This window comes from Xenorhabdus ishibashii (assembly GCF_002632755.1).
Taxonomy (GTDB): Bacteria; Pseudomonadota; Gammaproteobacteria; order Enterobacterales; family Enterobacteriaceae; genus Xenorhabdus; species Xenorhabdus ishibashii.
Map to the genome: position 1 here is coordinate 2,231,131 of NZ_NJAK01000001.1, position 12,900 is coordinate 2,244,030.

Annotated in this window: 13 protein-coding genes, 1 other RNA gene and 1 pseudogene; 6 read left to right on the plus strand and 9 right to left on the minus strand. The window is 43.7% G+C overall.

The window, feature by feature from the left end; genetic code table 11:
* Nucleotides 1-503: 503 nt before the first annotated feature.
* The 3 genes and pseudogenes from arcB to mtgA all read left to right on the plus strand — a co-directional run bounded on the left by arcB (nucleotide 504) and on the right by mtgA (nucleotide 4,493).
* Nucleotides 504-2,937 (plus strand): annotated as a pseudogene (gene arcB, locus Xish_RS10555) (aerobic respiration two-component sensor histidine kinase ArcB).
* A gap of 145 nt (nucleotides 2,938-3,082) precedes the next feature.
* Complete coding sequence (elbB, locus tag Xish_RS10560) at nucleotides 3,083-3,736, plus strand: isoprenoid biosynthesis glyoxalase ElbB (RefSeq protein ID WP_099117828.1); 654 nt, start codon at nucleotides 3,083-3,085, stop codon at nucleotides 3,734-3,736.
* A gap of 4 nt (nucleotides 3,737-3,740) precedes the next feature.
* On the plus strand, nucleotides 3,741-4,493 hold the full coding sequence (gene mtgA / locus Xish_RS10565; RefSeq protein ID WP_099117829.1) for a monofunctional biosynthetic peptidoglycan transglycosylase: 753 nt from the start codon (nucleotides 3,741-3,743) through the stop codon (nucleotides 4,491-4,493).
* A 21-nt stretch (nucleotides 4,494-4,514) separates the two neighbouring features.
* Here mtgA and dolP read toward each other — a convergent pair whose 3' ends face one another.
* The 4 genes from dolP to Xish_RS10585 are packed head-to-tail and all read right to left on the minus strand — an operon-like array spanning nucleotide 4,515 to nucleotide 7,959.
* On the minus strand, nucleotides 4,515-5,090 hold the full coding sequence (gene dolP, locus Xish_RS10570; protein ID WP_099117830.1) for a division/outer membrane stress-associated lipid-binding lipoprotein: 576 nt from the start codon (nucleotides 5,088-5,090) through the stop codon (nucleotides 4,515-4,517).
* 11 nt (nucleotides 5,091-5,101) lie between these two features.
* A complete protein-coding gene (gene diaA, locus Xish_RS10575; RefSeq protein ID WP_099117831.1) occupies nucleotides 5,102-5,692 on the minus strand; it encodes a DnaA initiator-associating protein DiaA in 591 nt (196 codons plus the stop codon).
* A gap of 51 nt (nucleotides 5,693-5,743) precedes the next feature.
* Complete coding sequence (locus tag Xish_RS10580; RefSeq protein WP_099117832.1) at nucleotides 5,744-6,127, minus strand: YraN family protein; 384 nt, start codon at nucleotides 6,125-6,127, stop codon at nucleotides 5,744-5,746.
* 35 nt (nucleotides 6,128-6,162) lie between these two features.
* Nucleotides 6,163-7,959, minus strand: coding sequence for a penicillin-binding protein activator (locus tag Xish_RS10585; RefSeq protein WP_099117833.1), 1,797 nt, complete (start codon nucleotides 7,957-7,959; stop codon nucleotides 6,163-6,165).
* A gap of 64 nt (nucleotides 7,960-8,023) precedes the next feature.
* Between Xish_RS10585 and rsmI the strand changes: the two genes are divergently transcribed.
* Both rsmI and rnpB read left to right on the plus strand, forming a co-directional pair.
* Nucleotides 8,024-8,914, plus strand: a complete 891-nt coding sequence (gene rsmI, locus Xish_RS10590; RefSeq protein ID WP_099117834.1) for a 16S rRNA (cytidine(1402)-2'-O)-methyltransferase — start codon at nucleotides 8,024-8,026, stop codon at nucleotides 8,912-8,914.
* 42 nt (nucleotides 8,915-8,956) lie between these two features.
* Nucleotides 8,957-9,343: RNase P RNA component class A (gene rnpB, locus Xish_RS10595), an RNA gene on the plus strand.
* A 57-nt stretch (nucleotides 9,344-9,400) separates the two neighbouring features.
* Here rnpB and Xish_RS10600 read toward each other — a convergent pair.
* The gene (locus Xish_RS10600) at nucleotides 9,401-10,105 is read right to left on the minus strand and encodes a pirin family protein (protein ID WP_099117835.1); all 705 of its coding nucleotides are present in this window, start codon (nucleotides 10,103-10,105) and stop codon (nucleotides 9,401-9,403) included.
* Nucleotides 10,106-10,217: 112 nt separating this feature from the next.
* On the opposite strand from Xish_RS10600, the gene Xish_RS10605 reads away from it, so the two are divergent.
* On the plus strand, nucleotides 10,218-11,114 hold the full coding sequence (locus tag Xish_RS10605; protein WP_099117836.1) for a LysR family transcriptional regulator: 897 nt from the start codon (nucleotides 10,218-10,220) through the stop codon (nucleotides 11,112-11,114).
* Between the two features lie 129 nt (nucleotides 11,115-11,243).
* Here Xish_RS10605 and Xish_RS10610 read toward each other — a convergent pair whose 3' ends face one another.
* The 4 genes from Xish_RS10610 to Xish_RS10625 all read right to left on the minus strand — a co-directional run bounded on the left by Xish_RS10610 (nucleotide 11,244) and on the right by Xish_RS10625 (nucleotide 12,826).
* A complete protein-coding gene (locus Xish_RS10610) occupies nucleotides 11,244-11,639 on the minus strand; it encodes a DoxX family protein (RefSeq protein ID WP_099117837.1) in 396 nt (131 codons plus the stop codon).
* 192 nt (nucleotides 11,640-11,831) lie between these two features.
* Complete coding sequence (locus Xish_RS10615; RefSeq protein ID WP_099117838.1) at nucleotides 11,832-12,125, minus strand: YqjK-like family protein; 294 nt, start codon at nucleotides 12,123-12,125, stop codon at nucleotides 11,832-11,834.
* Nucleotides 12,118-12,519 (minus strand): phage holin family protein, encoded by a 402-nt coding sequence (locus Xish_RS10620; protein WP_099117839.1) that lies wholly within the window; start codon nucleotides 12,517-12,519, stop codon nucleotides 12,118-12,120. Before Xish_RS10620 ends, Xish_RS10615 begins: the two co-directional genes overlap by 8 nt.
* A 1-nt stretch (nucleotide 12,520) precedes the next feature.
* Nucleotides 12,521-12,826 carry an ElaB/YgaM/YqjD family protein gene (locus Xish_RS10625; RefSeq protein WP_099117840.1) on the minus strand — a complete coding sequence of 102 codons (306 nt, stop codon included), beginning with the start codon at nucleotides 12,824-12,826 and terminating at the stop codon, nucleotides 12,521-12,523.
* Nucleotides 12,827-12,900 lie beyond the last annotated feature (74 nt).

Consider the following 12,900-nt stretch of genomic DNA (forward strand, 5'->3'; position numbering starts at 1 on the left):
TAAATATGAGCCAGAGGATCATCTGACAGGTGATTTTCAGCGAATTCCCAACTTAACGGTAAAAACAGAGTTGGTCAAATCGTGTTAAATCGCGTTTTTTACTGATATTTTTCATCTATTTTTTTGATTTTTATGGGTAAATAGCGGATTTTTGTATTTTGTGACTAAGATCATTTCTCTTAAATGATGTGAGTTATATCACTAAAATCACCACATTATCTATTTTGGATATGCTTTAAAATGCAACTATTTTGGTATTTTTATCTAAATCCCTAGATTAAATTGGATTTATATTGTGTATTTTCTGGTTTGCAAGAAGAAGTGATAGGTGTTTTTTTAATCAAAATAAAGATGGTGAAATTTATTTGCATAATTATTCCTATTATTCTCATTTTTATTCTTCTTGAAAAATTAAAAGTGATATCCCGTAACGAAGTTGGGGTTCTTTTACTTTATGATTCAATCTAGTAACTTTACTGGAAAAGATTTTACTGGGAGCTGTTATGAAGCTGATTCGAGGACTTGCCCAATATTATGTAGATTTGATGATGAAGCTGGGGTTGGTACGTTTTTCTATATTACTTGCATCAGTTTTAGTTGTTCTTGCGATGGCAATGCAGATGGCGGTGACATTTGTACTTCATGGGGAAGTACAAGGTATTGATTTAATTCGATCCATCTTTTTTGGTTTATTAATTACCCCCTGGGCAGTTTATTTTCTTTCCATTGTAGTAGAACAGCTTGAGGAATCCCGCCAGCGCTTATCGAGTCTGGTCGCAAAACTTGAAGAAATGCGTCAGCGTGATGCGAAATTAAACCTACAACTCAAAGAAAACATCGACCAATTGAACCAAGAAATTAGCGACCGAGAGAAGGCAGAAAAAGCCCATTTGGTTTTGTTGGATAAACTCAAACTGGAAATGGAACAGCGTGAAAAAACCCAGATTGAGCTTGAGCAACAATCGGTACTGTTGCGTTCATTTCTGGATGCTTCTCCTGACTTAGTTTATTACCGCAATGAAGATAATGAATTTTCCGGTTGTAATAGGGCGATGGAATTGCTGACTGGCAAAAGCGAAAAACAGCTTATCGGCCTGACGCCGACCGATGTTTATGATAAAGAAATTGCCAGCAAAGTGATGGAAACCGATGAAAAAGTATTTCGCCACAATGTCTCCCTGACCTACGAGCAATGGTTAGTTTACCCCGATGGACGCAAGGCCTGCTTTGAACTCAGGAAAGTCCCATTTTATGATCGCGTTGGCAAGCGACATGGGTTAATGGGATTTGGGCGCGATATAACGGAGCGTAAACGCTATCAGGACGCATTGGAAAACGCCAGCAGGGATAAGACAACGTTTATTTCTACGATTAGCCACGAGCTTCGTACGCCTTTAAATGGCATTGTGGGCTTGAGCCGAATTCTGATGGATACCGACTTAACACCGGAGCAGTGTAAGTACCTGGAAACAATCCATGTCAGTGCCATTACCTTGGGTAATATTTTCAATGATATTATAGAGTTAGACAAAATTGAGCGCCGAAAAATCCAACTTGATAACCAACCGGTTGATTTTACTGGCTTCATGACAGATTTAGAGAATATTTCAGGTTTATTAGCGCAGCCGAAGGGGATTAAATTTGTTCTAGAGCCAGAGTTGCCACTACCAACAAAAGTGCTGACTGATGGAACCCGCTTGCGACAAATTTTGTGGAACCTGATTAGTAATGCCGTGAAATTTACGCCTGAAGGCGAAATTAAAGTGCGTATCTGGCGTGAAGAAGAAGAGGAACGCCTATTCTTTGAAGTGACGGATTCCGGCATTGGTATTCCTTCTGACGAATTGGAAAAAATCTTTGCCATGTATTATCAGGTTAAAGACAGCGCTGGTGGGCACCCTGCAACCGGAACCGGAATTGGCCTTGCTGTTTCGAAGCGCCTTGCCCTTAGTATGGGAGGTGACATTGTGGTGAAAAGTACGTTAGGCAAAGGTTCTTGCTTTACCTTGTCTGTCGTCGCCCCGACTATGGATGAACATCCAGAAGGGAAGGCCGAACAAGATACTATGCCACTGCCGGCACTGAATATTTTACTGGTAGAAGATATTGAATTGAATGTCATTGTAGCCCGTTCTGTACTAGAGAAATTGGGGAATAGTGTGGATGTTGCCATGAATGGCTATGATGCACTGGCAATGTTTGATCCTGATGAATATGACTTAGTGTTACTGGATATCCAATTACCGGATATGACGGGGTTGGATATTTCCCGCCAATTACACCAACGTTACTCTTCCCAATCGTTGCCTCCTTTGATCGCGCTGACGGCCAATGTATTAAAGGATAAAAAAGAATACCTTGATGCGGGCATGGATGATGTTCTCAATAAACCGTTATCTGTCAAAGCATTGACTGCCGTGATTGAAAAGTATTGGGGTAAGGGATCTGATTCTGACAGCACCTTAGTTGAAGTTGACCTTGTGAATCAGGATGAAGAACGGCTGGATACGGAGATGCTTAACCAATATATCGAATTGGTTGGACCAAAAATGATCACAGACAATCTGGTTATTTTTGAAACCATGATGCCAAATTACCTTGCCTTGCTGGATTCCAATATGACTGCCAGAGATCAAAAAGGTATTACGGAGGAGGCGCATAAGATCAAGGGAGCGGCTGGCTCAGTAGGATTGCGCCATTTGCAGCAATTGGCTCAGCAGATCCAGTCACCGGATTTACCTGCATGGTGGGATAATGTTCAGGAATGGGTGGATGAGTTAAAGTTGGAATGGAAGCAAGATATAGAAATATTAAGAAATTGGCTATCAAGCGTTACAAAAAAATAACCCCAACCGAAGTTGGGGTGCGCTAATACTGCGCCAACACCAGGGAAACTTGTTTACCCGCTTATCTAATGTTTGTTTTCGATGCGGGTAATTAAAGAATTCTTTCACATAGAATACAAGTACCAACATAGCAAAGATAAGAATTTTTGTTACAAGATTCATTAAAATCTGTGATGAAGATTGGTGTTTAACCCTCTAAGGGGTTAAGCATTAATCTACTACAAATGGAGAGGAATATGAAATCTGTTGCCGTTATATTAAGTGGATGTGGTGTGTACGATGGAAGTGAAATCCACGAATCAGTTCTCACTATGCTCTCTTTAAGCCGTTTTGGTGCCAAAGTGTCTTTTTTTTCGCCTGATGAAGTGCAACATAATGTTATTAATCATCTTAACGGAGAGGAGAAACAAGAAAACCGCCATATGATGGAAGAGTCGGCTCGCATAACACGCGGAAATATACAGCCTTTATCCAAAGTTAATATTGATGAGCTGGATGCGCTCATTATTCCTGGTGGTTTTGGTGCGGCCAAGAACTTATGTAATTTCGCATCCAAAGGATCAGATTGTGAAATAAATAAAGAATTATTGAGTATAGTGCGAAATATGCATCAGCAAGGTAAACCGATGGGTTTCATATGTATTGCCCCTGTTATGGTACCTAAAATATTAGGTAAACCGATAAAAGTAACCATCGGTAATGATCCAGAAACTGTGACTCAAATAGAGAGAATGGGTGGAGTACATGTGGAGTGCACTGTTGATGATGTTGTCATTGATTTTGAAAACAAAATTATAACAACGCCCGCTTATATGCTCGCTGAATCTTTGGCTCAGGCAGAAAAAGGAATTGATAAATTGGTTAGAAAAATATTGGAAATGATTGAGTAACAGGATGAGAAATCCTTTTTTAATATTGTGGCGCTGGCTGAAAAGAATTGCCATATTGATCACGGTTTTGTGGTTTGTTACTGTAATTGCCTTTTCATTTTTGCCAGTGCCGTTTTCTATGGTGATGATAGAGAGACAAGTCTCTGCTTTAATGTCAATTAATTTGTCTTATGTTTCTCGTTCCTCGTGGATGGATCAGGATCATATTTCACCTTATATGGCGCTAGCTGTCATTGCAGCAGAAGATCAAAAATTCCCAAAACATTGGGGATTTGATTTTGAGGCTATCGAAACTGCTATGGCATATAACACAAAATATGAAAAGCGAATTCGAGGAGCATCGACAATTTCTCAGCAAACAACCAAAAATTTATTTCTCTGGGAAGGTCGTAGTTGGGTAAGAAAAGGATTAGAAGCGGGAATGACCACCGTACTGGAATTACTCTGGTCAAAGAAACGCATCTTAACGGTTTATCTTAATATTGCTGAGTTTGGCAACGGTGTTTTTGGTGTGGAGGAAGCGGCTCAGCATTACTTTGGCAAGCCTGCCTGCCGATTAACAGCTACTGAATCTGCATTGCTTGCTGCGGTATTGCCAAACCCTCGTCGTTATAAAGTCAATGCGCCTTCCAGATACATACTGCAACGTCAGCAATGGATTTTGCGGCAAATGCAGTTAATGGGGGGAATGAATTACTTAAAGCAAAATAACTTGAGGTGGGAGTCGAGTACAAGATGTGAAATCGGGCGGCATTGATCAATGCCGCCTTGATGGTTTTTACTTCAGATAAGTAAATGCAGTTGTTACACGTTTTACGCCACTGGTTTCGCTGGCAATTTTCGCAGCCGCAGCCCCCTCTTGTTGGGTGACGATACCAAACAAAAAGACTTCACCATTTTCTGTCACCACTTTGATGCTGGATGACTTCACGGCATCACTGGTTAAAATTTTGGAACGTACTTTGGTCGTCAACCAAGTATCAGTGGATGCTGTACTCAATGTAACAGGATTACCCTGACGGATCTCATTATATACCACATCAGTGCCTTCCACTTTTGAAGCAATCTGTTTTGCCCGTTCAGCCAGTGCCGTATTGGGACTTTGTCCTGTTAAAAGGATCTTGCCTTGATACACCGTCACGACCACACGGGCTTGTGCCTTAATTTGTGGGTCTTTGCTGATAGCGTTGCTGACACGGGCTTCCAGCGTGGTGTCGTCAACTTGTTGGCCAATGGTTCGTGGATCTGAACCGGCTTTTGTGGCAATCGCTGCGGAACCTACGACGGCGGCACCAATACATCCTTGTAACAACATTGCACTGAAACATACCAATAATAGAGAAAATAACCGCATTACTTGGCTCCTTATTCATCCTGATGAGGGAATAACGTGTTGTCGATTAAGTCGCACAGACAGTTGATTGTCAACATATGAACTTCTTGGATCCTGACGCTGTGATGTGAGGGAATGCGTATTTCAACATCCTGAGGGCCTAGTAAGCCCGCCAGTTCACCGCCATCATAACCTGTCAGCGCAACGATAGTCATATCACGCGTAACAGCGGCTTCTACCGCTTTGATAATATCTCGACTGTTCCCGTGTGTAGAAATAGCAAGCAGGACGTCTCCAGTTTGTCCCAAGGCTCTGACTTGTTTGGCGTAGATTTCGTCAGGCTGTTTACTGTTGGCGATAGCGGTGATCACCACATTATCAGTATTCAACGACAGGGCTGGCAGACTTGGTCGATCCGTTTCAAAGCGATTGATCATGCTGGCGGTAAAACGTTGTGCCGTTGCGGCAGAGCCACCATTCCCACAGCAAAGAATTTTGTTGCCGCTCAGCAGTGATTGAACCATCATCATCGCGGCGCGTGATATAGCGTCGGGTAATGCTTCTGCTGCTGCGATCTGAGTTTGAATACTTTCTGTAAAACAGACTTTAATTCTATCCAGCACGTTATGACCTATGTATATTGGAATTATTTATTTAGCGAGAAAATTGAGGATCTATTGAAATAGACTCTCATTCAGGGTGAAGGCATTTTTCAGCCATTCAAATTTCTGTCCTGTTATTGCACAAACATCGAAGCGGCATGAGGCCGTTTCCAGACATTCATTGCGTTGGGACAGCCAGACAGCGGCTGTATACAAGAGCTTTTTGCGCTTACTTTGGGTAATTGTAGCAATGGCACCACCATATTGCGCATTTCGGCGGAAACGAACTTCAACGAATACCCATGTATGCCTGTCACGCATAATCAAATCGATTTCCCCGCCACGAATTGTTACATTCTCAGCAACAAAGACAAGCCCTTGTTTTTGCAAAAACAGTTTAGCCTGATGCTCATAGTGGCGTCCCAATGTGTAGCTATTGCCTGTTGGTTTTTTCATCCTGAAATGACCACGATATCTTTAATCACAGAAAGTTATTTACTTCCGGGACTTTCTCCCTGAGCCGTTCCATCTATATTATTGGTATTTCCTGTGTTATCGAGACCTTCCGTGCTATTGGCATTTTCAAGGGTTATGCGACCATTATTGAATTTCATCCAAGGTAACTGACGCAGGATAGTACAATTATCCATTATGGATAGTTCCCCCGAAGCACCACTCAAATGAAATTCCATTTCTTGCTGCATTTGCGTAAATTGATGAGCCAGTGACCATGCATCAATACCCATTGCATAGAGACGCATCAGGGAATAATCATTGGTGAATTTCTTGGCTGCCTGCTGCATTAACGGTACATTAATGCCTGTCAGCAATGGAATGTCGCTAAACTGTATGCCATCCATTTCCAGACGAAAATCAGCGCCTGAGCCTGCTTTATTACTACGTGAACTGGCATAGAGTGCTGGCTTTTTACGGGAGCTGATTGCCATATCGATCATTGGCTTAATAAGTGTCAATTCGTTTGCTGCTGCAACAATATAAACGGCATCGACAGGATCCGTGGCTGGAGTTGTGGAAATAACCGGCGTACCCGACAAACGAATGCCGATGCCGCGATTCATAGATCGCCTCATTTCATCCAGCGTACCAAAAGATTGTTGCAATACCGTCTGCCCCCCCAGCTTTTGCCACTCTTGTGCAAAGGCTTTTACAACTCGGTTACCTAATTCAGTGCGAGGTATCAGCACTAAGGGACTGCGTTTTTGTTGTTGCCAGATATGCATGGCGGCATTTCTCGCTTCATCTTCAGGAGAGAGTGAGAAATAACAGATATTCGGCCGTTTTTGTGGCATATCGAGTTCATTGAGCGCCAGAATATTCAGCGGAGTTTCAATTTGAGCCAATTGTTCCACATTGGGTTTCAATAATGGCCCAATCACCAGAGTGACACCATCTTGTTTAGCCTGTTCCAGCAACTCGGCAAGGGGCTGGTTGTTGGTGTCATAGACTTTTATAGTCTGATCATTGACAGGAGCATCATTAATTGTAGAAACGGCTGTCGTTGTCGGAGATGCTGTATCTGTGATCGCACCTGTTTCTGGTTCAGTTGCAGCAGTACCACCGTTCCCTGCGCCTGCCGTGTTGGCATTTTCAGGATTGGCAGATGGTTCAGCGTTAACAGCACCGCTTGGATCGGTGGCATTTGCTGGCAGTGGCAATGATGGTTTTGGTAATCCTTTTTGGGCATCAAGAAAACCTTGGCGAATGGCATCACCAAATATTTTGGCCGAACCGCTCAAAGGCAGAAATAACCCAATTGTGGCATGGTTGCCGCTGGCTTCTTGTAGCATTTGTTGCAGGGCAATAGGTAAACTGTGTGCCGCAGGGTTGTCTGGATAACGGATTTGCCAATCGTGAATAGCGAGGCGAAGTTTATCGAGATCCTGTTTATTGTTCTGATAGGTATTGAGTAAATCAAGCCAGCCCTGCAACGTATATTCATTGGCATTAATCACCAATTCACTCATTTGTTGTGGGGAGAGTTGTGTCAATAATTGCCAGGTCTCATCGAGATTTTTCTGGCGGGCAGCGTCATCTGGCGCGTAGGATGCCAATGCGATATAAGCACGGATAACATCCAACGTTGGTTGATTGTGTGCTGCGCCAATAATGGTCTGGTAGCGGTTAATCTCTGCGCTGATCTTATCCTGAGGCTTAGAAGTTGGTTGCCCTTGCTGTGTGGGCATGGTACACCCTGCAATAATCATAGTTGACAGCAGTGCTGTATAGATTAAACCTGTTTTTAAACGCACAAAAATTGAGGGAAGCATACTGTATCCAGTGATGTTTTTTTTCAAAGAGGCTCAATTTTAAATCGGTCATTCGGATGAAACAATGAATCAAACCAATCGAGCAGTGGTTACGACATCCACGCTGTATGTTGTGCCAACCCCTATTGGAAATCTGGGGGATATTACTCAGCGTGCTCTTGAAGTTCTTAAACATGTCGATCTGATTGCAGCCGAAGATACGCGACACACTGGCTTGTTGCTTCAACATTTTGCCATTAATGCGCGCATGTTCGCACTTCACGATCATAATGAACAGCAAAAAGCAGATCAATTGCTTACGAAACTCGAACAAGGAGCGAGCATCGCATTAGTCTCTGATGCTGGTACGCCGTTGATTAACGATCCGGGTTATCACCTGGTTCGCCGTTGCCGTGAAGCCGGTATCAATGTGGTTCCGCTACCTGGCCCTTGTGCGGCAATTACAGCACTGTCTGCTGCTGGCTTGCCTTCAGATCGTTTTTGTTATGAAGGTTTCTTGCCTGCTAAAAGTAAAGGACGACAGGATACCCTGCGTGAATTAGCGCAAGAGCCGCGAACGCTGATTTTCTACGAATCGACACACCGTCTGTTGGACAGTTTAGAAGATATTGTGAAAGTATGGGGTGCCGATCGCTATATCGTGTTGGCACGAGAATTAACCAAAACATGGGAATCGATTCAAGGAATGCCCGCAGGTGAACTTCTGGCATGGATTAAGGAAGATGAAACTCGTCGCCGTGGAGAAATGGTTCTGATTGTGGAAGGGTATCATAAACCTGCCGAGGATAGCTTGCCACCGGACGCCTTGCGGACATTGGCATTATTGCAAAAAGAGCTGCCGTTGAAAAAGGCGGCGGCATTGGCGGCAGAGATCCACGGTGTGAAGAAAAATGCCTTATATCGTTATTCACTCGATCAAAACACGACCTTGGGACAAATTGCAGAAGACGTGTGAAAACCCTATACATTGGATATTAAACCTCTTATAATCCGCGCCGGAGTTGACCAGACAGTCGCTGCTTTACCGCTCTTTCGGGAGAAGTAAAGGGGAGGAAAGTCCGGGCTCCATAGGGCAGGGTGCCAGATAACGTCTGGGAGGTGAAAGCCTACGACTAGTGCAACAGAGAGCAAACCGCCGATGGCTCAATCTTGTTTGTAAAAGCAATTTTGGGATCAGGTAAGGGTGAAAGGGTGCGGTAAGAGCGCACCGCGCGACTGGCAACAGTTCGTGGCACGGTAAACTCCACCCGGAGCAAGACCAAATAGGGGTTCGCATGGTACGGCCCGTACCGAACCCGGGTAGGTTGCTTGAGCCAGTGCGCAAGTGCTGGCCTAGATGAATGGCTGTCCAAGACAGAACCCGGCTTATCGGTTAACTTCATAGATTTTGCCCTATAGAGCAGATGCTTTATAGGGCTTTTTCTTTATAAATAGGGAACTTCTAGTCAGCCAAATCAATCAGCAGTCCCTGAAATGGCGTCCCCGCTTGTACTATCACTTTCTGCTCTTCCTGAATAAATACACCATCCCCACATTTAATCCTTACATCCTTGCTTTGGTTGCCATTAATTATTGCATTACCACTGATGGATTGCAGATAAGCATGTTTACCACGTAAAGGCAGAATTTGGCTGTCATGAGGTTTAAGTGCGAGATAGCTTATCCACGCTTGTTGGCGCAGATGCATGCTATTGTTTGCTGACGTAGGAGAGGCCAGTAATGTCAGCGGCTTATTTTTTGGCAGAACTCTATGCTGTAATGGTTGTGCTTCTTGCTGAGGACAGGCATTTAGCCAGAGTTGTAGCCGTGTCAATGGGAGTATATCGTTGGTATTTTGCTCACTGTAACGGTTCCCTTGACGAGCAGAAAATAGCAAACAGTCCCCTTGGCGTGCATGGAAGTGATTGCCTTCACTGTCCCGATATTGGGCTTCTCCTTGCAGGATAATATTCAGGACGTCAACATGGGGGTAAGATTTGGGTTGGAACTCGGCTTTCGGCGCCAAAACTTCCTGATTAAGAACACGCAGCGTCCGGTAGTTCAAAAATTTTGGGTCAAAATAGTGACCAAATGAAAAAGTATAGCGAGCCCGTAACCAGCCATAATCGGCTTGTCCGCATTGATTTGCTGTTCTCATTATTATCATGCTGTTATCTCTTTAACCATAGATCTATGACTGTCGATCTTAATTATCTGGACGTTGAAATGTTAGCCAGTTAATCTGGTGACTATATTCAAAATTCCTGATTGAGAAAAATATGGGCAAAGAGCGTGCGCTTACTTTGGAATCCCTGCGGGTAATGGATGCGATAGACCGACGGGGAAGTTTTGCTGCGGCGGCAGATGAGTTAGGGCGAGTTCCTTCTGCGCTGAGTTATACCATGCAGAAATTGGAAGAGGAATTAGATGTTGTACTGTTTGATCGCTCTGGTCATCGCACGAAATTTACTAATGTTGGACGGATGCTATTGGAGCGAGGGCGGTTATTGCTTGAAGCTGCGGATAAATTGACAGCCGATGCAGAAGCGCTCGCTCGTGGTTGGGAAACACACCTGACTATTGTATGTGAAGCGTTGTTCCCAATGGCATCGCTGTTTCCTCTCGTGGATAAATTGGCGGCGAAGTCGAATACACAACTCTCGTTAATGACGGAAGTATTAGCAGGTGCCTGGGAACGTCTGGAAACAGGATATGCTGATATTGTGATTGCACCCGATCTTCATTTCAGGGCTTCCGCCGAAGTGAATTCACGGGCACTTTATTCTATTAACAATGTCTATGTTGCCAGTGCAGATCACCCTATTCATCATGAACCCGAACCCTTGTCTGATGCCACACGGGTGAAATATCGTGGAATAGCTGTCGCTGATACGGCAAGGGAACGTCCGGTGTTGACGGTTAAGTTATTGGATAAACAACCACGTTTGACGGTGAGTTCACTGGAAAATAAGCGTCAGGCGCTTTTGGCCGGATTGGGAGTGGCGACCATGCCATACCCTATGATTGAACAAGATATTGCCGAAGGTCGTTTGCGGGTGATTGGTTCGGAATACAGCCATGAAACCAACATTATCATGGCATGGCGGCGTGATAGTATGGGAGAAGCGAAGTCTTGGTGTTTACGTGAAATTCCTAAATTGTTTGCAAGGCAATAACCTGTGTGAAAAAACAGTTAAGGTGTGTGCCGCCAAGATAATAAAGCGAATGTAGCGAATATCAAAAGCCCCTTACTGCGAATACACCGTAAGGGGCTATAAAAAGGGTAATGCTCTGTTTTTCTTCGATTACCAGTTTTTCTTCATTACATGGTCGATACTGAATCTCCCTGGTCCCATCATAGCCAGTAGTAGGTAGCCTGCGCCGATGGAGAAATTTTTCAAAAACATAGTCATGTTCATGCCATTTGAAAAGTCGCTATGGAACAGAAGCGCGGTCAGAATACAGAAAATAAATGTAAACACAGCCGTAGTGCGGGTCAATAAGCCGAGCATCACAGCAATTCCGCCCCCCAGTTCAAGTAAGATAGTCAGTGGCAAGAGAATTCCTGGCACTTGCATAGCTTCCATAAACTCCTTCGTTCCTGCATAGGCATCACCTAATTTTCCATATCCTGCGATAATGAAAAGAACGGATATTAAAATACGGGAAACTAATAGGCCACTATCTTCAAATTTTTTCATGATTGTCTCCTCAAATACCGCAGGTCGCGATAAAAAAGTATCTGTTTAGATTTTATTGTCCAAAAAATGGACTGAATAGCACGATTTGTTAATCATTATCTGATGGAAGGTATTCTAAAGAGAGGGATTATTTGTTGATAGTAAGGAATATTAACTATTTCATGCAGTTTTTTTGAAGGAAATTCATTGATATTAATTTTTGTATAACGTGTTTCGTACGATTTTGATGATCCCTAACATATTGATTATATGACGTGACCAGCGATAAACCTGCCTGGGGTGGCGGAGTCCATAAAGAAGGGCAAGGCCAGAACCGATGGCGACATAGGGCTTAAAAGCAACAAGAGTTTGCCAGCACTTATCGTATGGTTGTGCCACTTCAAGCCAGTTCCGGCTATATGCAGCAATTAATTGTCGTTGTTGCTGGATCTCTTCTAATAACTGCTGCTTTCGCAATTTTCTCTGGTGATACCCCGATTTATTCATGAGAATCATCCTCCAGCATTTTGCGGTCAACATGCAATTGTGCTCGAGTCGCGTTAAGAAAGGTCAGTTTTCGAGCCTTTTTTATCGTCCATATTGCACTAAAAACGGCGAGGAGCAGTAACATTCCAGCAGTGATAGCTATTACCGTTATTCGGTAGGCTGGATCGGTGGCCCAGAATATCAGCACCAATAGGCACATCAGGCCAAAGCCCGCGAATAATAATGTTAATCCTACCAGCAGTAGCAGTTGTACTAGTGTTGCTGTTCCTTCTTCCAACTCAACAGCAATGAGTTGGATACGAGTTTCAACTGTGTGAACAGCAATTGCCGCTACTCGCCGTACAGTATCAAAGAGCCCTTTTCCTGGGCCTTTGGAGTGAGGGGACTGTGTCATGTTAGCGCCTTGAAAGCAGAACGCCTAATACAACGCCAACTGCTGCACCTATACCGACACCAGCCCACGGATTTTCGCGAACATAACTATCCGCATGACCTGCAATTTCTTTCGTTTGACCTACTAGCTTATCGCCAGCTTCACTGAGCGTAGTACGCGCATTTTTCAGCGTTCTTTCTGCCTTGCTGCGTAGTTTTTCCAGTTCTGCTTTTGAATTATCACCGGAGCTATTGAGGACTTCTTCTAGCGTATCCGCAAGAGATTGTAATTCAGCACGTAGATCTTCAGAGCTTTTCTTTTGTGGCATTGCCTGTCTCCTTAAATATACGATGGATGAATTTCAAACATAGACGCTTTTATCAAGAGATGAAAGTGAAGTGG

Coding starts and splice junctions, on each gene's coding strand:
- Xish_RS10625 (WP_099117840.1), bottom strand. CDS start 12,826: ATGCCACAAAAGAAAAGCTCTGAAGATCTACGTGCTGAATTACAATCT.
- Xish_RS10600 (WP_099117835.1), bottom strand. CDS start 10,105: ATGATAATAATGAGAACAGCAAATCAATGCGGACAAGCCGATTATGGC.
- Xish_RS10620 (WP_099117839.1), bottom strand. CDS start 12,519: ATGACACAGTCCCCTCACTCCAAAGGCCCAGGAAAAGGGCTCTTTGAT.
- mtgA (WP_099117829.1), top strand. CDS start 3,741: ATGAGAAATCCTTTTTTAATATTGTGGCGCTGGCTGAAAAGAATTGCC.
- Xish_RS10580 (WP_099117832.1), bottom strand. CDS start 6,127: ATGAAAAAACCAACAGGCAATAGCTACACATTGGGACGCCACTATGAG.
- Xish_RS10605 (WP_099117836.1), top strand. CDS start 10,218: ATGGGCAAAGAGCGTGCGCTTACTTTGGAATCCCTGCGGGTAATGGAT.
- rsmI (WP_099117834.1), top strand. CDS start 8,024: ATGAATCAAACCAATCGAGCAGTGGTTACGACATCCACGCTGTATGTT.
- dolP (WP_099117830.1), bottom strand. CDS start 5,090: ATGCGGTTATTTTCTCTATTATTGGTATGTTTCAGTGCAATGTTGTTA.
- Xish_RS10615 (WP_099117838.1), bottom strand. CDS start 12,125: ATGAATAAATCGGGGTATCACCAGAGAAAATTGCGAAAGCAGCAGTTA.
- Xish_RS10610 (WP_099117837.1), bottom strand. CDS start 11,639: ATGAAAAAATTTGAAGATAGTGGCCTATTAGTTTCCCGTATTTTAATA.
- elbB (WP_099117828.1), top strand. CDS start 3,083: ATGAAATCTGTTGCCGTTATATTAAGTGGATGTGGTGTGTACGATGGA.
- Xish_RS10585 (WP_099117833.1), bottom strand. CDS start 7,959: ATGCTTCCCTCAATTTTTGTGCGTTTAAAAACAGGTTTAATCTATACA.